Raw genomic sequence first — 14,529 nt, forward strand, 5'->3', positions numbered from 1 at the left:
TATTTTTTGTTTTGTAGTGTCATGACTTCTACATCTATATAAACCAATTAGGCATCTAATTTGCTATGCTTGTCTAAAAATTTTTTCAACTTTTTTCGGATTGATAGAATATCCTGCTGCACTGCTGAACGTGTGCGCCCTATTCTTTTTGCATATTCTGTAACAGATTCATCACTTTGCATCATATATTGCAGTGTTTTCATTTGAATTTTCGTGAGCATTCGGAAAAATTCCTTATAATCAGATTCCACCTCGAACCAGTAGGGATCTTTTTCCGATTCCTGCATCCAATCCTGATTAAACTCTACGGTTTCGATGTTTTTCTTAGTTATGCGTTTGAGAAACTTCCAATATAATTTCCGTTGTAGATAGGTATTAAATTGCTTGGCTGCATCCGCAGAGTCAAGTGGATTCGAATCAGTATCTTGATAGGATTCCAATAGTAGTAATCGTCCTTCTTGCAAGAAATCATCATATTCAGAATTATTCTTTTGAATGTTAAGCTTTTTCATTACGTGATAAATAACCCCTTCGAATTGCTCGAAAAGTTGAGTAGTTGTTTCTTCAGTTTCTGTCCATGCTTTCATAGTTCTTCTCCTAAAATAGAATTAGAAACTAGCTAATCTCTATATTGAACTATGGAGAAGAAGTTAAAGAGGGGCGAGAATATTTCCTATATATTAATAATACTTCTTATTTTTGTAGATGTTATTCTGTTTGGAAACTATTTTAAAAAATGTGCGGTTGTCTTCTTTCTAATGTAAATATAACGAATCCATATTGGATAAAAAGTCGAAATATAAAAAGGACTGCACTTGCAAAAGTCAGTCCTTAGAATTAATTATATTTCAATATTATCTATTGAGCATAAGTCGTTGTACATCCTTACTATTACGTATTTTTACGTACTCTTTATCGATTAGTTTTTCTCCTACTTGTTCCTTATATTCGTTATCCAAAGCTGGTTGTTTGTTTTCCCACACAGTAGCTAAGTCTGAAATTTCATCTACTAGAGAGATATATTCTCTTAGTTGTTCCGGCTTAGTGTCATTTGTTATCTTAGTTTCTATTAAAGATATTTTTGTTTCTATATCTATATATTCTTGTTTAAGAACATATTCCATGAAAGAATCACTTAGATATTTGTTATCTAGCCGTTCCAAATCACCATAATTATCTAATTGTCTAATAAACTCTTCTTTTAGAGTAAAAGATTGAAAATCATTGCAAATATAAGCAATATTTTCTGGAGATATACTTTGATCCAAAATTATTTCTATTAAATCAATTTTATTTAGATTTACTTTTTCTAGTAAAATTCCATCGTTTAACTTCTTAATTAAAATTAAACAGCTACTAGTGGATAAATTACTATTAATCAAACTATATATCAGTTCTTCAGAAAGTGATTCAGCAGATAAGAGATCCACAACTTCTTTCTCATAAGAATTTGCTAAAAGAAGTAATTCTTCATTGTAAGATTTTTCTAACAACACTTTCACATTTTCTTCTGTAGGTTCTAATAAATCTTTTTCTATTAAAATTCTTATTCTATCTTGCTTAAAATCAGAGCCAATTTCAGCAAGTCCATCCTCTGCATAATTTACAGCAGCCTCAAACACTATATCATTAGTAGAAATGTCTCGCATCATAGAATAACAAAGACCCTTATTTTTACCGAATATTTCTGTTGCATTTGAAGCATTTATATTTCGATTCAAATATTCAACAAAATTATTAAGATAAGATTTTACACTATTCCAGTATTCATTAATATTATCAGAAGAACAGAAAATTAAATCTTTATCAAATAGCACTTCAAAAATCTTATCATCTGTTGAATCTATTGCTAATCTGTTTAATTCGGAAATTTTCACTATATTATTTTCAAGATATTTACATTTCTGTTCAACAGAAAGTTTTGATGAATTAAGAATTTTTATAAGTATATCTTCACTATTCTCAAATTTATCTGTATCAGCTTTTTGATCGATATAATCAGATACTACTGTATCAAAATCAGTCAAAATATAGTCTTCTGTTGAGAAGAGCTGAGGAGATTCAAATATAGCATTTAATAAACCTCCGTATGGAACAAATTTATTAAGTACCATCTTTGTAATTTTAACTAGATTACTAATACTCATCTTATATAATCTATTCTTTTCTATTAGCAATCCACCTTTTAGGGATTTCGTAGCATCAACTCCTTTTAAGGAGTTAAATTTTACATTTACATTTTTTAAATTATCAAAAAAAACTTCAAAATCACTGTCAGTGATATTATTAATAACTTTCTCGTTACTTTGGATATATGGTTTAAATAGATTCAGTTCGCTAATTCCAATACTGTTAAGAGAAAAAGTAGCCTTCAATAAATTTAAAAGTAGAGTTTCATTTTCATCTGCACTATTTTCCAAAATACTTACCAAATTGACTATATTATTTTCTGCTAATATTTTTACATATTCTTTTAGAAATAAATATTCATACTCTTTGATAATTCGAATTAAATCTTTAAATTTATTATTTTCAACAACTGAATCGGTAAGCGCAAGCACAATATCATTACGATGTGTTGTAATACAATACCTTAAAATTTCGGCATTTAAACTATTGGATCGATTAAATTCGGAAGCTTCCAATCGTTGTGTAATTTTTTCAGGCGATTCCACTTCTTGGAATATATCAATTTCTTTTCCTTCCATTAATCCTTTCATGTAGATCATGTCATTTGACATAAGTGCATTTGAATCTTTAATATCAAAATTTCCCTTATAGTACCAATATGTCTCATCTATTAATCCTTCGACTATTAAGAATCGAATTAACCCAAAATAGTGGTTATTTTTAAGCGTTTTATTTTTAGTTAAAAATACCGCATCCCTTTCATTATCACTCATTTTTGGTATTAGTTGGGTATAGTTGATTATATTTTTATTCTTAAGACTCTTTTCTAAAAGATTACGTTCTTTTTTTAACCTATTAATTTCTATTGCTTTATCTTCCGGAAGACTTTCAATTAATTCAACTGCTTTATTATCTGTTAGTATATATTGCTTTACGAAACTATCATAATTAGATGCCGAAACAATTCGAAAACGCGAATCAATTTGTTTGCTTGTTCCCCTCTCCGAACTCCATGATTTTAGCAATTCTGACCATGTAGTATACTCCTCATTGTCAAAATATAAATCTGTAGGAATCATTAATGCCATTGCTTCAAATTTATCATTTTCAAATCTGTTTTCTAAAAAGTTAATCTTCTCGTTAATCTCTTTTAATTTCTTTTTATCCTTATTTGCGTTATTTTCTTTTTCTGTCTCTAATTTATTAAATACATCAATAATGTATCCTTGATCTTTTTGTAAAAGATCAAATTCATGAGGAAATATATTTTTAACAACAACTAAAGCAAGCAACTTATTTCTATCCAACTCAATTTCTCTAATTGGTAAAACAGCTGAATATATTGTGTATTCATTAACGATATTTCGTAAAATTCTCATATCATCAATATAAAGCGAAAGTTTCCATAAAGTTTTTTTGCTTAACTCTTTTACTCCACGCTCATCTTCTTCAATACCTACAAAATTTATTAATTCTAACAAATGATTTTCTGAATTTTTTGAGTTCACTATAGGAATTATTGGTAAAATAAAATCAAAAAATTTAGTTCTATCTTCTGAATAAAAAAGGCCATCTTTTATTAAGTATACAAACCTAACTATTCTATTCATCTGGTTCGTTTCCAAATAAGCATTCAAAAGAAAATTTAGTTCTTTTAATTTTACAAATATATCAACACTATCGTAGCGATCTAAATCTTCAAATACAACAATACTAGTATTTGAACTACTCAAGAGATAAACTATTTCCTTCATATCACGCTCAAGAACAGTTTCATCATCGTTAATCTCGGTAAATTGCGCCTCAGCAACTTTAAAATTGACTTTCGAAAATTTCACTTTATTTTTCTTATAAAAATGAAACAAATAGTAACTGACAGGGACAATAAATAACATAGTGAATAAGACAGCTGTTATTATAATTGCTAAATAATCTCCTAATAATCCTCTTAAATATATGAATATATTCTTTAAATACACCATAAATAGAATGGAACAACTTATAAAGATTGTACAAATTATATTAGCCCACAAACTCCATCCCGATAAGTTTCCTTTAAATTTATACTTACTCAAAGGAATATCACTCGATTTAATTTGTGCTGATATTTGATTTATTATTTGTCTTTCAACCCTATTATCAAGCACTTTATCTTTTTTGTTATTATTAGAATAGTTTTCATCATCTTCTAATGAACTATCTTCCCTTTTTTCATCAGAACTATCTTCCCTTTTTTCATCAGACTTATCTTCATACTTTCCCAAGCAGACCGTTATTATTTTTTTGAAAGTATTCTCCTCTGGATTACTTAATTTATATTTTCTGTATGTATTCCATACCGTACTTTTTCCTGCTCCATAAACTCCTGTAATTGCTATATTTCTTATATCAGAATTTCCAAATGCATAATCAAGAGCATCTGTGTATACTTTTTTATTCTCGTCAAGAATATCCGGAGTTAGTGAATTAAATGTTGTTTCATTAGTTTTCATATTTTCTGTTTTACCCATAACTTAACTATTTCCATCTCCTTTTTTGAAAAATATATTTCTATTTTCTCTTTTTTAATTTTATATCTAGATCGAATCCAAATGAATCTGCTATTTCTATCAATGAAAGCACTGTTGGATTGTGTTTACCTTTTTCTAATCTGCAGTATTGCGACTCTATCATTCCTAAAGCATCTGCCATCTCTTTCTGAGATAAGCCTAATTCTAGTCGCAGTTCAATAACCCTTAGAGATATCTTTTGAAGGTGATATTCTTCAAGTAGATTTTGCTTAAATTCAGGGCAGCGGGATTTCAATGCATTTAACCTTTTTGTTAGGTAGGTCATCTTCAGTTTCCCCCTCTTCTGTTTCTCGACTAATTGGAATCCTTAAACATCTTTTCCCTTGTTTTCCTCGTTCCCATTTTTCACGTACTTCTGGAGAAAGTCCTTCTTCTTGTAATATCATTAATACTGCAAAAACTTTGACTTGTTCCTCGTACGTTAAGCCTTCTACTTCGTCAATCATCTTCTTTGTTACTCGATATTTTGCCATAAAAACACCTCCCAATTATGCAGAATCCCAAAATTCACTTATAAGTGAATTTCGGGCAGCTAAGCGTCTCCTTTGTTTTCAAAAAACATTCTCCCAAAATCCTTATTATTAAGCCTAAAACGTACTCTTGTACCTGAACAGGTGCTTCTTCCCCTCCCTAGCAAGGCATTTTTATAAAAGCGTTTACACTTAATTATAACCTGCTATAAACCTTATAGCAATAGGATTTTTGAGGAAATAAATTTTTTTGATTATTTTTTCAATTTTTTCTTTCTATTGGATACATAAAAAGTGATGAATAATTTATCATCCCAAATACAAAAAACCAGGGCTCTAACCCTGGTTTCTCAACTTTATTATATTCGATGCTAGTTCCCCTGTTTCGGCACCACTTCTAGATAATCGAGCAATGTCCAGACAAATTCGCGGCCTTTGATGCGGTTGATGGCACCTTCGGCACAAGAGATTTCGTCGTAGTGTTCGACTTTGTCTCGGCGGATGCCAGGTCCTGAGATGACGATTGGCACAGGCTCACCACTATGCTCGCCTTTTTCGCAAGGCGTTGAGTGGTCTGCACAAAGCGCAATCAGTGTGTTTTCAGGTCTATTTTCCATCAAGATGCCGACCATTTCATCGAAGAGCTCGATTCCTTTAGCTTTCTCGAATGGTTTGTTATCATGCCCTTTCACGTCTGTCACTTTCAAGTGGACGTAGACTAGGTCGTGATCTTGGATCATCTCTAACGCTTTTTCAGCCTTCCGTCTCACGTTTGTATCCATATTTCCTGTGAACGAGTCTTCCTTGTACACGTCGTATCCAGATAAGCGTCCAACACCAAGTACCGTATCTTCCCCTGCCACGACTGCAGCCTTATAGCCAAATTGTTCGCCAAGGCGGTCGATGACGGAGAATTGTCCAGCCCCACGTGTAATCACAAAGTTCGCTGGTAATTGTCCGTTAGCGAGGCGTTCCACATTCACGTCGTGTTCGTCCATGAGTGGATAGATAACTTCTAAGAATTCATTCAAGATACGCGCTGTTTTGGCAGCTTCTGGGCTGTCGTCTTTTGGCAATGCTTGTTTAAATGGATGGCCATCGTTTGGTGCCTTTGGATCTGTGTCTGTGACTTTGGCACTTAAACCTTCCCCGCGCATTACGAGTACGGCTCTATGTTCTGTTGCTTCTTTGAATAAGAACGTTACGTCTTCGATTTGTAGGCCGTTGATGATGGCTGCCAGTTCATTCGTGCGTTCACGAATACGTCCTGCACGACGGTCGATGACGATATTGTTATCGCCACGTGTCGCGAAGTTACATCTGAAGGCAACGTCTCCGGGTTGTAAGTCCATACCAACTCCTGCCGCTTCCATCGGTCCGCGTCCTGGGTAGTTGACTGAAGGATTTCCGAATAAGATTAAGTGACCCATGTCGGTCCCAACCGTAATCCCTGGTGAAATCAGGTCCATAATCCCGGTCATACCTTCTTTAGCGAGTTGATCGAGGTGAGGTGTTTTTGCGTATTGTAACGGCGTTAATCCTCCAAGTTCGACGTTTGGGCGATCTCCCACACCGTCGGCAATCGCTACGATGATTTTCTTTTTCATTGTATCCCCTCCCGATTAGTAGATGAATTGGATCCAAGCGAAGTACATTCCTGATAGGATGATTGAGTGTACTAAGCAGGCAAGTAATCCGAATTTCACTTCGTCTAACACGCTGAAGTAACCTGTACCGAAGTACAATGTGTTTACTTTAGAGTGTGGTGGTAAAGTGATCGTTGTCGCGATACCAAGTGAACATGTTAATGCAAGTGACACTGGATTCATGCCGACTGTTGTTGCGATTGAGATAATCGCTGGAATCAAGATTGTTGTACGTACTGTCTTACTTGTGAAGATTAAGTGTGAGAATACAGTAATGAAGATTAAGATAACTGCTACTGCAGCGTGGTTTAATTTATCTAAACCGATGGCATTTACTAAGTTTGTAATCATCCACTCAGCTCCGCCTGTGTTGTCAAATGCGTTCCCTACGGCATATGCCCCTGCAGAGAAGATCATTAAGTCCCATTTGATTTTAGCTTGTTTCCAAGTTAATACACCGATACCTGGAAGTAAGCAGAGTAACATACTTAATACGGCTGTTTGTTCTGTTGAGATTGAGAAGCCTAGATATTTCTTTTGGATGTCTCCAGTTGCCCATAAGATTAAAGTGATAAGGAAGATGATTCCGACACGTTTTTCTTCTGGTGAAGTTGGTCCTAAGTCTGCTAATTGTTTCTTCAACGTTTCTTTTACGTTTGCCATTGCTTCTTCGCCGGCTTCTTTACCGACCTTGTATAATTTCACACCGATAAAGAAGATAATTACGGCTGTAAGAATCGCTTGTGGCATTGAAACGATTAACCAGTCCATGTAGCCAAGGTTTGATCCTGTTTGTTTGTTGATGAATCCAATTGCGATAACTTGTGCTGATGTTGCTGTCATAACCATTGATGTTGCGAACGCATTGTTTTGAACGTTTTGTAACATCATTAATTTCCCGAAGTTCGATTCTCCTGGAAGCTCATTGTAAATTTGTAATAATACGATTGAGATTGGCAAGATTAATGAAGCACGAGCTGTTGTTGATGGTACGAAGAAAGCTAGAATGAAGTTTACCGCTAGTAATACGGCAAGTGTCTGTACCTTCGTGCGTCCGAATTTCACGACCATTGAGAGCGCGATACGTTTACCGAGGTTCGTTTCGCTGATAGCTGATGTTAATACGAATGCGGCCACCATTAACCAAATGATGTCGTACCCTAATGTCCCAAACGCTTCTTTTTGCTTTTCAACGACTCCAATTAATGGAAGTAGTAATACGGCTATAATCGATGTTTGATAAATTGGAATTGGTTTTGCAATCCATAAAATAAGTGCTGATACAAAGATAGCCAAACTACGTTGTGCTGCGACTGAGAGACCTTCCATTGGCGGCATAAATACGATAATGAGGAATGCTGCTAATGCGAGAAGAATGCCCCACAGAGCGGATTTTTTGTTTTTATCTTTACTCATGATAATAATCACCTTTCGTTTATTTTTTTCGTCCTTGACGTTACATACAGTGTACTGAGAATAACGGGAGGCGTCCAATTCACTTTTTAACGTTTTGTATGCCATTTTGTTATACATTTGTATAACAGATTAGAATAATTATGATATACTAGTGTGGAAAGGCGGGATATCATGAATATCGATAAAATACAAACCTTTAAAACCCTCTGCGAGACGATGAGCTTCACGAAAACCGCCGAGGAACTCTATACTTCGCAACCAAATGTCACAAAACAAATCAAGAGCCTGGAGGAAGAGCTCGGGTACCTGCTAATTGAGCGCACGCATAAGAGCTTCACTCTGACCGAATACGGCAAGCTGTTCTATGAGACGGCCAAGAAGGTGGTCGCAACGATGAACGGCGGCTTGAACGCGCTTCGGGAATTGGCCGATACGACGAGTCGTTCAATTGTTATCGGGGCTACGCCGTTTATCGGGTCGACGATTTTGCCTGCCCTCCTGCCGCTTTTAAACGACGCCTTCCCAGACCATCAAGTATCGATTAAGGTCGACCGCTCGAAGGTGATTTTAGCGGACTTGGAAGCCCGAAAAATCCAGCTGGCGTTCTTCTCGGAATATATTCCAGTCGATATGAAGCAATTTGCGAGTACGACGGTCTACGAGGATTCTTTGATTGTCATTTGTAAGGCGGATCATGCGTTGGCAAAGAAAGGCCACTGCACGCTAGAGGACTTAAATGGGGAACGGTATATCTCGAAAGGGAGTCAGTCGTCGCTGCATAAGTTTTTGTTGAAGCAGTTACGGGAGCCGGAGTTTATGAATCGGCAGCCGTTTGTGGTGGATAACCAGTACAGTATCAAGGAAGCCGTGGCGCACGGGCTCGGTATCTCCATCGTGTCTGAGCTTCTTGTAAAAAAAGACTTGGAGAGCGGCTACCTTTCCAAACTCGAACTCGATGGCTTCACTCCAAAACGGAACATCCAGCTCGTCTATCGCAAAGACTTCGACTCCTCTGTTGTACAGTGCGTAGAGAACTTAATGAAAGAATTAGATATTTAAAAAGACTGAATAGCGATGTTATATAAGCTTCTATATATGATTACTCCAAATCCTTGCGGATTTCTTCATAGTAGCGATAACGTTGCACCGGTTCGAGCCTAAAGTCTCTCACCTTTAAAGATTCAAAGCAGGAGTACGTCCAATTTTGGACTACTCCTGCTAATTCACTTTTAATGCGAAACACGTTATTGCTACTATAGAATCCGCGGATTTTGCGTAATCATTTTGAGCTTATTCAGTCTTTTTATATATGCATCGAGTGAAGGTGCACTGGTGCAAAGGAGGGATTGGAGCTTTGTATTGGGGCTGGTAGTCCGATTGGGCGAAGTGCGGTTTGGAATGGTGCCGCGTTCTTTTTCAAGACACGAGGGGTTATCGGCCCGCTTGGAAAAGAGGAAGAGTTAAAATAAAAACTGGACTCAATTGAGTCCAGTTTTTCTGCTTCACTTCATCCCATTATAAATCTCATCCGCAATCTCAAACCCAATTTTTGCTTGTTGCTCGGGCGTCAAGGCGTGACCGGTGTCCTCCAGTGTTGTGAGGCGGGCGTCTTTTAGGCGCTTCATTGCTTTTTGAGAGGCCGTGAGTGGCACGATATTGTCGTCTTTGCCGTGATAAATATGCACAGGAATCACAAGCTCGTCTAGGTTCGCGTAAGGATCCATATCGTAGATGTCCGTGATGTAAATCTTGCCGATTTTCGTGCCGAGTAAGTTAAAGGTCTCGGGTACTTCGTCTAGTTTCGGGAAGCTACTTCGGATATCGTCCGGCAGTGAAAATGCAGGATAGAACAAGAAGAGGCCTGCGATATTGGTCACTTCTTCTGCGGCAAGTGCCGTGACGAGTCCACCCTGGCTACTTCCCATCAGATAAATTTTCTGCGGATCGACATATTCCATGCCGCTTGCGATACGGATGGCGTCTTTCAAGTTTTGCACTTCGGTTAGAACAGACATCTCGGTCGTCAATCCTTCACTCATCGGAACCGATGAAGACGAGCCTCCTGCGAATTCGAAGCTGAAGACCGCAATGCCAGCCTTGGCCAATGTCTTCTGCACTTCTTCCTCGTGTTCGACGTTGGCGCCAAGTCCGTGGCTAAAAATCACGAGGGGCACGCGTCCGCTCGCGTCTGGAACAAAAGCACGGGCGTAGATGTCCTTGCCATTACTATCAAAATCATATTCTTTTACGGTATACGTGCCGTCTGTCTTTACTTCGACATGCGGTGCTTGTGTTGTTTGCGGCGTCTGCGCGGTGGTCGCCTGGTTCGTTGTTGTCGTTCCACACGCTGCGAGTAGTAGCGCCACGCCAATTCCTAATAATCCTTTTTTCATTCATGTCCAACTTTCATTTTTGGTAGGGTCTTTGCCCTTTTAAGTAGTCTACCCGCTAACTGTTGGAACCTCAACTTTTTTGCATAAAAAAATCGACCGCAAGTCCTCCCTGCAGTCGGTTCGTTTTAGGCTAAAAATTCTAATAATTCCGCGTAGCTTCTCACTTCCACGGTTGGCTTAATGGCCGTTCTGTTTTCTTTTGCCGCGAGGTTCATCCAAATCGTATCGATCCCTGCGTTGATGCCACCTTGGATATCCGCTGTTAGCGAGTCGCCGATGATCACGGCTTTGTCCTTGTCGTAGTCTGGAATCGCATCAGCTACTCGTTCAAAGAAGACTTCACTCGGCTTTTGCGCGCCGACTTCTTCCGAGATAAACACTTTTTTGAAGTATTTCGCAATCGGTGAGTTCGATAAGCGGCCCTTTTGAATCGTCGTGATGCCGTTTGTGGCAGCGTATAAGTCATATCCTGCATCCTGTAATGCTTGAAGCAATGCCTCCGCTCCTTCGTACGTTTGGCCTTGCGTCGAGAGGACGGCTTCGTAATCTGCCGCGAGTTCCTTCCCGTCTTTTTCAAAACCGAAGTGGTCGAACAACTTGGCAAAGCGCGTTTCGACGAGTTCCTCACGCGTGATTTCGTCCTTTTCCAACGAACGCCACATGGCACGATTCATCGGCACGTAGACGTCGATATACGCCTCGACATCCTCCACGCCTTGCTGTTCCAAGAGCTTTGTCAGCGCGTAATTCTCCGCCGAATGAAAGTCCCAGAGCGTTGAATCCAGATCGAATAATAGTGTTTTATAAATCATGTTCCTAACCTCTTTACATTCTTACCTTATTCTTTGTTCAAATTGATATTCCGTTTGCAATGATATTAGAAAGCCTTCTAGCCCTTTTACAAGGGTGCGATTTGTCTCGAGAGGTTTCTTTTTCCAAAGAGCAACCTCTTCCTTTGCTCGTTCCACTAAAGCATTGAATTCCTTCTTGAAAGAGCGACGTCTCCAGAAAAAGACAGCTCCTAGAACGATAAAAGGAACACTCCACGTCCAGAAATGGAAGCTCGTGACGGTCACCACGAATTCGAATGTTTCCCAAACGCCAACCTCAAAAATAGTTGCAAATGCACCCCCTATAATCGAAAAAGCGTGCGCGTTTTGTAAATAGACACTTGCGAAACAAAGAGCGAATACTGGCAAAAGTAACCGCGCTATTTGATGATTTTTCGGCAAAGGTGCTGCATCTTCTCTTTCTGAAGTCACCTTTTCCAATACTTCTCGGAGTCGATGGGCTGTTTCTTGTGTGACTTTCTTCTTCATTCTTACTCCCTCTGTTTTCAAATCCCTTTATTTTATAACCCGTAAGTTTTGTATTTTTTAACGAGCAACTGTGCACGTTTCACGTAGTCGTTTTCGTTTCCGCTAAGTGCCTCGAGTGCTTCTTGGGCAACCGGCAAGAGTGCGCGAATGTCTTTTTGGATGAAGAGTTGGTTACGTGCGTCTAACGCCTTTGCAAAAAATAACCCGAACATCCACACGACGACAAGCGGGAAGAATACGAGCATTTCTTCGTTACTGAGGGTAATCATAAAGTTCTCTGATTTCCCACCGTTGACATAGAAAATAAATGCCACGAGTCCAATCGTAAGGAGCACGAGAATGCCCACGAGGACGTAAAAATACTTCATAAGGTGCTGCACTCCCGGACTTTCATATGGCAGCTCGATGTCAAGACCGCTCTCCCCGACAAGGCGCTCGGTCAATGCGCGAAACTCTTGTGCTTCATTTTTTCTGTATCGAATTCTTTGTAAATCCATGGTTCTCCTCCTTAAACACGTTCCACCAATGTCACGACGCGGCGGACGTCATTGTAGCGGTCCACGAGTCGTTCGGCGCGTTTTAATTCCAATGCTAAATAACTGCGGTCTTCTTCACGTAACACGATAATGGCTTCATCGATAATGTCCAGCAGCACAGACAGTTCCTTCCAGCGCTTGTTTTGCTCGCGGCGATATAAAATGACTGTGATAATGAGTAACACCGACCAAATCATGAGCAGCGCGGAAAAACCAAATGCCAAAATCCCAACGACTTGCACGAACCCGACAATATTTCCACCGATTTCAACAAATAGATAGACCAGTCCTGCCACTAGGAGCGCTGCGATAATCGATACGACTCCGAGTAAGAGCGATAAGAACACCCCGCGTTTCGTTTGTTCTGGAAATTCGGCTGGAATGCCGCTTTCCGTTACGAGTCGCTCGGCAACGGTGCGAACTTCCTTCACTTCTTTTTGATTCACTACGAGTCTTCTTGGATATCCTAAAATAAGCATCTACTTCCTCCTTAGAACCGGTAATTTCGTTGTAAGTCGTCGACGTAATTTTCTAAATTGATGACTTCTTGTGAAACAACTCCATTGCCTTCTTCATATTGGCGCGCGATTTCGTCTTTCGCGTGTTCGAGTAAGAAGAGTGTTTCTTTTACTAGGGAACGACGCGCCAACCAGAGAATGAGGATGAAAATCGCAATCAATGCCACCCATAAAATCGGCATCCACCAATATGGTAACATCCGGTCCATGACTGGTGAGGATTTCCTTGAAAAGAGCATATAGATTAAGCCCAGGATGGCCGCCAGGAATCCTGTCGTCATAATCGTATAGAGCGTGATGATTCCAAAGAATAGCATACAAAAGAGTCGAACCTGACGATTATCTCTTGGCAGGATGCGCGGTTGTTTGCTTCTACGGTTTACAATGCGAATAAGTTCACGCAGTCTTGTCGTTTGAGACTGCCAAATCGTTTTTTTATAGTTCATAATGTCCTCCTAATAGTACTTATGTGCTTTTTTCACAAATTTTTGTAACTCTGCTACTTCATCTGGTACGGCTGTGGTTTGACTCCACTCTTCGACTTCGCGGTCTGCCAGTGCCAATAGTTCTTTCCATTCCTTAAACGTTTCTCTGCGGTGCCAATTGAAGACTGCAACGAAGGCGGCAATCGGTATGCACCAGATAACGACAAATGGCCAAATGAAGGCAAGATATCCAAACGCGAAGTTCCATTGCAACGTCACTAGGCAGGCGATGAACAGTTTCAAATACGTAAAGAATCCAGAAACTAGTCCGATGACGATGCCTGCAATTGCGACCGTAATCAGGACGTAGATGCGTAGCCAATAAGAGCTTTTTGGAAGCTGTTCTTCTCGTCCGTTTATCTTCAAGACAAGCTTCAATAGTCTTCTTAAGGCGCGAACTCGTGAAGCTTCGACGCTTGTTAGGCGTTTTGCTACTTCGTGTTCTTTGCTCACTTTCTCCATCGCAGTGCCGACACTCGTAGCGGCAGCTTGTACTGTTTCCTTCAATTTAGAAGGTTTGCCCAGCGGTGCATGTTCCTGTAAATACGCCTCTAGCGCTTCAACGGCTTCGCGGCCGGCTTCTCTTGGTGCAGCTTTCCACGTCGCCACTTCTTCATTTCCACGAGCTACGAGTTTTTTCCATTCCCAACGAACGGATCTGTGGCAGCAGTAGAGAACAACGGCTAGGGCCGCAAACATGATGCCAAAGTGAATCGCCAAGCCGAAGAGGACCCTGCCTACTTGTGCGAGAACCTCTGAATCCCCCGTCGAAAATACCAATTCGACCCCATGAAAGAAATCCGATTCGACTAAAAGCGCGCGTCCTAACAACGCCACTGCGAACACCACCCCAGCAACACTAAGGACGGTTATCAAGATGCGTATCGGGAAAAAGCTCATTGGCAATGTTCCTTCTTCCCCATTTTGCTCGGCCACTGCTCCAATCAACTGGCGCAGTTGTCTTACATTGCGTTCCTTCACTCTCTGTTTCTTTTTCATTGTCATTCCTCCTGACGTTCAAAGGTTGTATCTTTTATCCCCAAAGA

15 protein-coding genes are annotated in these 14,529 nt (G+C 39.4%); 2 read left to right on the plus strand and 13 right to left on the minus strand.

Annotated features, from left to right (window positions below):
- Nucleotides 1–47: 47 nt before the first annotated feature.
- The 6 genes from ADH02_RS02605 to ADH02_RS02630 form a co-directional block, all read right to left on the minus strand.
- A complete protein-coding gene (locus ADH02_RS02605) occupies nucleotides 48–587 on the minus strand; it encodes a sigma-70 family RNA polymerase sigma factor (protein WP_048782361.1) in 540 nt (179 codons plus the stop codon).
- Nucleotides 588–854: 267 nt separating this feature from the next.
- On the minus strand, nucleotides 855–4,640 hold the full coding sequence (locus ADH02_RS02610) for a hypothetical protein (protein ID WP_048782363.1): 3,786 nt from the start codon (nucleotides 4,638–4,640) through the stop codon (nucleotides 855–857).
- Between the two features lie 40 nt (nucleotides 4,641–4,680).
- Nucleotides 4,681–4,965: a helix-turn-helix transcriptional regulator gene (locus ADH02_RS02615; protein ID WP_065427006.1), complete on the minus strand. Its 285-nt coding sequence runs from the start codon at nucleotides 4,963–4,965 to the stop codon at nucleotides 4,681–4,683.
- Nucleotides 4,916–5,173 carry a hypothetical protein gene (locus tag ADH02_RS02620; protein ID WP_048782365.1) on the minus strand — a complete coding sequence of 86 codons (258 nt, stop codon included), beginning with the start codon at nucleotides 5,171–5,173 and terminating at the stop codon, nucleotides 4,916–4,918. Before ADH02_RS02620 ends, ADH02_RS02615 begins: the two co-directional genes overlap by 50 nt.
- Before the next feature lie 368 nt (nucleotides 5,174–5,541).
- Nucleotides 5,542–6,777, minus strand: coding sequence for a 2,3-bisphosphoglycerate-independent phosphoglycerate mutase (locus tag ADH02_RS02625; protein ID WP_048782367.1), 1,236 nt, complete (start codon nucleotides 6,775–6,777; stop codon nucleotides 5,542–5,544).
- A gap of 15 nt (nucleotides 6,778–6,792) precedes the next feature.
- Nucleotides 6,793–8,232 carry an SLC13 family permease gene (locus ADH02_RS02630; protein ID WP_048782369.1) on the minus strand — a complete coding sequence of 480 codons (1,440 nt, stop codon included), beginning with the start codon at nucleotides 8,230–8,232 and terminating at the stop codon, nucleotides 6,793–6,795.
- Between the two features lie 171 nt (nucleotides 8,233–8,403).
- On the opposite strand from ADH02_RS02630, the gene ADH02_RS02635 reads away from it, so the two are divergent.
- Both ADH02_RS02635 and ADH02_RS09695 read left to right on the plus strand, forming a co-directional pair.
- Nucleotides 8,404–9,291: a LysR family transcriptional regulator gene (locus tag ADH02_RS02635; RefSeq protein ID WP_048782371.1), complete on the plus strand. Its 888-nt coding sequence runs from the start codon at nucleotides 8,404–8,406 to the stop codon at nucleotides 9,289–9,291.
- 287 nt (nucleotides 9,292–9,578) lie between these two features.
- The gene (locus ADH02_RS09695; RefSeq protein ID WP_275043190.1) at nucleotides 9,579–9,701 is read left to right on the plus strand and encodes a hypothetical protein; all 123 of its coding nucleotides are present in this window, start codon (nucleotides 9,579–9,581) and stop codon (nucleotides 9,699–9,701) included.
- A gap of 33 nt (nucleotides 9,702–9,734) precedes the next feature.
- Here ADH02_RS09695 and ADH02_RS02640 read toward each other — a convergent pair whose 3' ends face one another.
- The 7 genes from ADH02_RS02640 to ADH02_RS02670 all read right to left on the minus strand — a co-directional run bounded on the left by ADH02_RS02640 (nucleotide 9,735) and on the right by ADH02_RS02670 (nucleotide 14,482).
- The gene (locus tag ADH02_RS02640) at nucleotides 9,735–10,625 is read right to left on the minus strand and encodes an alpha/beta hydrolase family protein (RefSeq protein ID WP_048782373.1); all 891 of its coding nucleotides are present in this window, start codon (nucleotides 10,623–10,625) and stop codon (nucleotides 9,735–9,737) included.
- A 125-nt stretch (nucleotides 10,626–10,750) separates the two neighbouring features.
- On the minus strand, nucleotides 10,751–11,437 hold the full coding sequence (locus tag ADH02_RS02645) for a YjjG family noncanonical pyrimidine nucleotidase (RefSeq protein WP_048782375.1): 687 nt from the start codon (nucleotides 11,435–11,437) through the stop codon (nucleotides 10,751–10,753).
- Between the two features lie 21 nt (nucleotides 11,438–11,458).
- Nucleotides 11,459–11,944 carry a hypothetical protein gene (locus ADH02_RS02650; RefSeq protein ID WP_048782377.1) on the minus strand — a complete coding sequence of 162 codons (486 nt, stop codon included), beginning with the start codon at nucleotides 11,942–11,944 and terminating at the stop codon, nucleotides 11,459–11,461.
- 32 nt (nucleotides 11,945–11,976) lie between these two features.
- Nucleotides 11,977–12,441: a hypothetical protein gene (locus ADH02_RS02655; protein ID WP_048782379.1), complete on the minus strand. Its 465-nt coding sequence runs from the start codon at nucleotides 12,439–12,441 to the stop codon at nucleotides 11,977–11,979.
- Between the two features lie 11 nt (nucleotides 12,442–12,452).
- Complete coding sequence (locus tag ADH02_RS02660; RefSeq protein WP_048782381.1) at nucleotides 12,453–12,959, minus strand: hypothetical protein; 507 nt, start codon at nucleotides 12,957–12,959, stop codon at nucleotides 12,453–12,455.
- A gap of 11 nt (nucleotides 12,960–12,970) precedes the next feature.
- Nucleotides 12,971–13,444 carry a hypothetical protein gene (locus ADH02_RS02665; protein ID WP_048782383.1) on the minus strand — a complete coding sequence of 158 codons (474 nt, stop codon included), beginning with the start codon at nucleotides 13,442–13,444 and terminating at the stop codon, nucleotides 12,971–12,973.
- Between the two features lie 9 nt (nucleotides 13,445–13,453).
- On the minus strand, nucleotides 13,454–14,482 hold the full coding sequence (locus tag ADH02_RS02670; RefSeq protein ID WP_048782385.1) for a hypothetical protein: 1,029 nt from the start codon (nucleotides 14,480–14,482) through the stop codon (nucleotides 13,454–13,456).
- Between the last annotated feature and the right edge of the window lie 47 nt (nucleotides 14,483–14,529).

This window comes from Streptococcus sp. 263_SSPC, from assembly GCF_001071995.1.
Taxonomy (GTDB): Bacteria; Bacillota; Bacilli; order Lactobacillales; family Aerococcaceae; genus Granulicatella.

Coding starts and splice junctions, on each gene's coding strand:
- ADH02_RS02665 (WP_048782383.1), bottom strand. CDS start 13,444: ATGAACTATAAAAAAACGATTTGGCAGTCTCAAACGACAAGACTGCGT.
- ADH02_RS02615 (WP_065427006.1), bottom strand. CDS start 4,965: ATGACCTACCTAACAAAAAGGTTAAATGCATTGAAATCCCGCTGCCCT.
- ADH02_RS02645 (WP_048782375.1), bottom strand. CDS start 11,437: ATGATTTATAAAACACTATTATTCGATCTGGATTCAACGCTCTGGGAC.
- ADH02_RS02650 (WP_048782377.1), bottom strand. CDS start 11,944: ATGAAGAAGAAAGTCACACAAGAAACAGCCCATCGACTCCGAGAAGTA.
- ADH02_RS02655 (WP_048782379.1), bottom strand. CDS start 12,441: ATGGATTTACAAAGAATTCGATACAGAAAAAATGAAGCACAAGAGTTT.
- ADH02_RS02610 (WP_048782363.1), bottom strand. CDS start 4,640: ATGGGTAAAACAGAAAATATGAAAACTAATGAAACAACATTTAATTCA.
- ADH02_RS02605 (WP_048782361.1), bottom strand. CDS start 587: ATGAAAGCATGGACAGAAACTGAAGAAACAACTACTCAACTTTTCGAG.
- ADH02_RS02640 (WP_048782373.1), bottom strand. CDS start 10,625: ATGAAAAAAGGATTATTAGGAATTGGCGTGGCGCTACTACTCGCAGCG.
- ADH02_RS02660 (WP_048782381.1), bottom strand. CDS start 12,959: ATGCTTATTTTAGGATATCCAAGAAGACTCGTAGTGAATCAAAAAGAA.
- ADH02_RS02635 (WP_048782371.1), top strand. CDS start 8,404: ATGAATATCGATAAAATACAAACCTTTAAAACCCTCTGCGAGACGATG.
- ADH02_RS02620 (WP_048782365.1), bottom strand. CDS start 5,173: ATGGCAAAATATCGAGTAACAAAGAAGATGATTGACGAAGTAGAAGGC.
- ADH02_RS02670 (WP_048782385.1), bottom strand. CDS start 14,482: ATGAAAAAGAAACAGAGAGTGAAGGAACGCAATGTAAGACAACTGCGC.
- ADH02_RS02630 (WP_048782369.1), bottom strand. CDS start 8,232: ATGAGTAAAGATAAAAACAAAAAATCCGCTCTGTGGGGCATTCTTCTC.
- ADH02_RS02625 (WP_048782367.1), bottom strand. CDS start 6,777: ATGAAAAAGAAAATCATCGTAGCGATTGCCGACGGTGTGGGAGATCGC.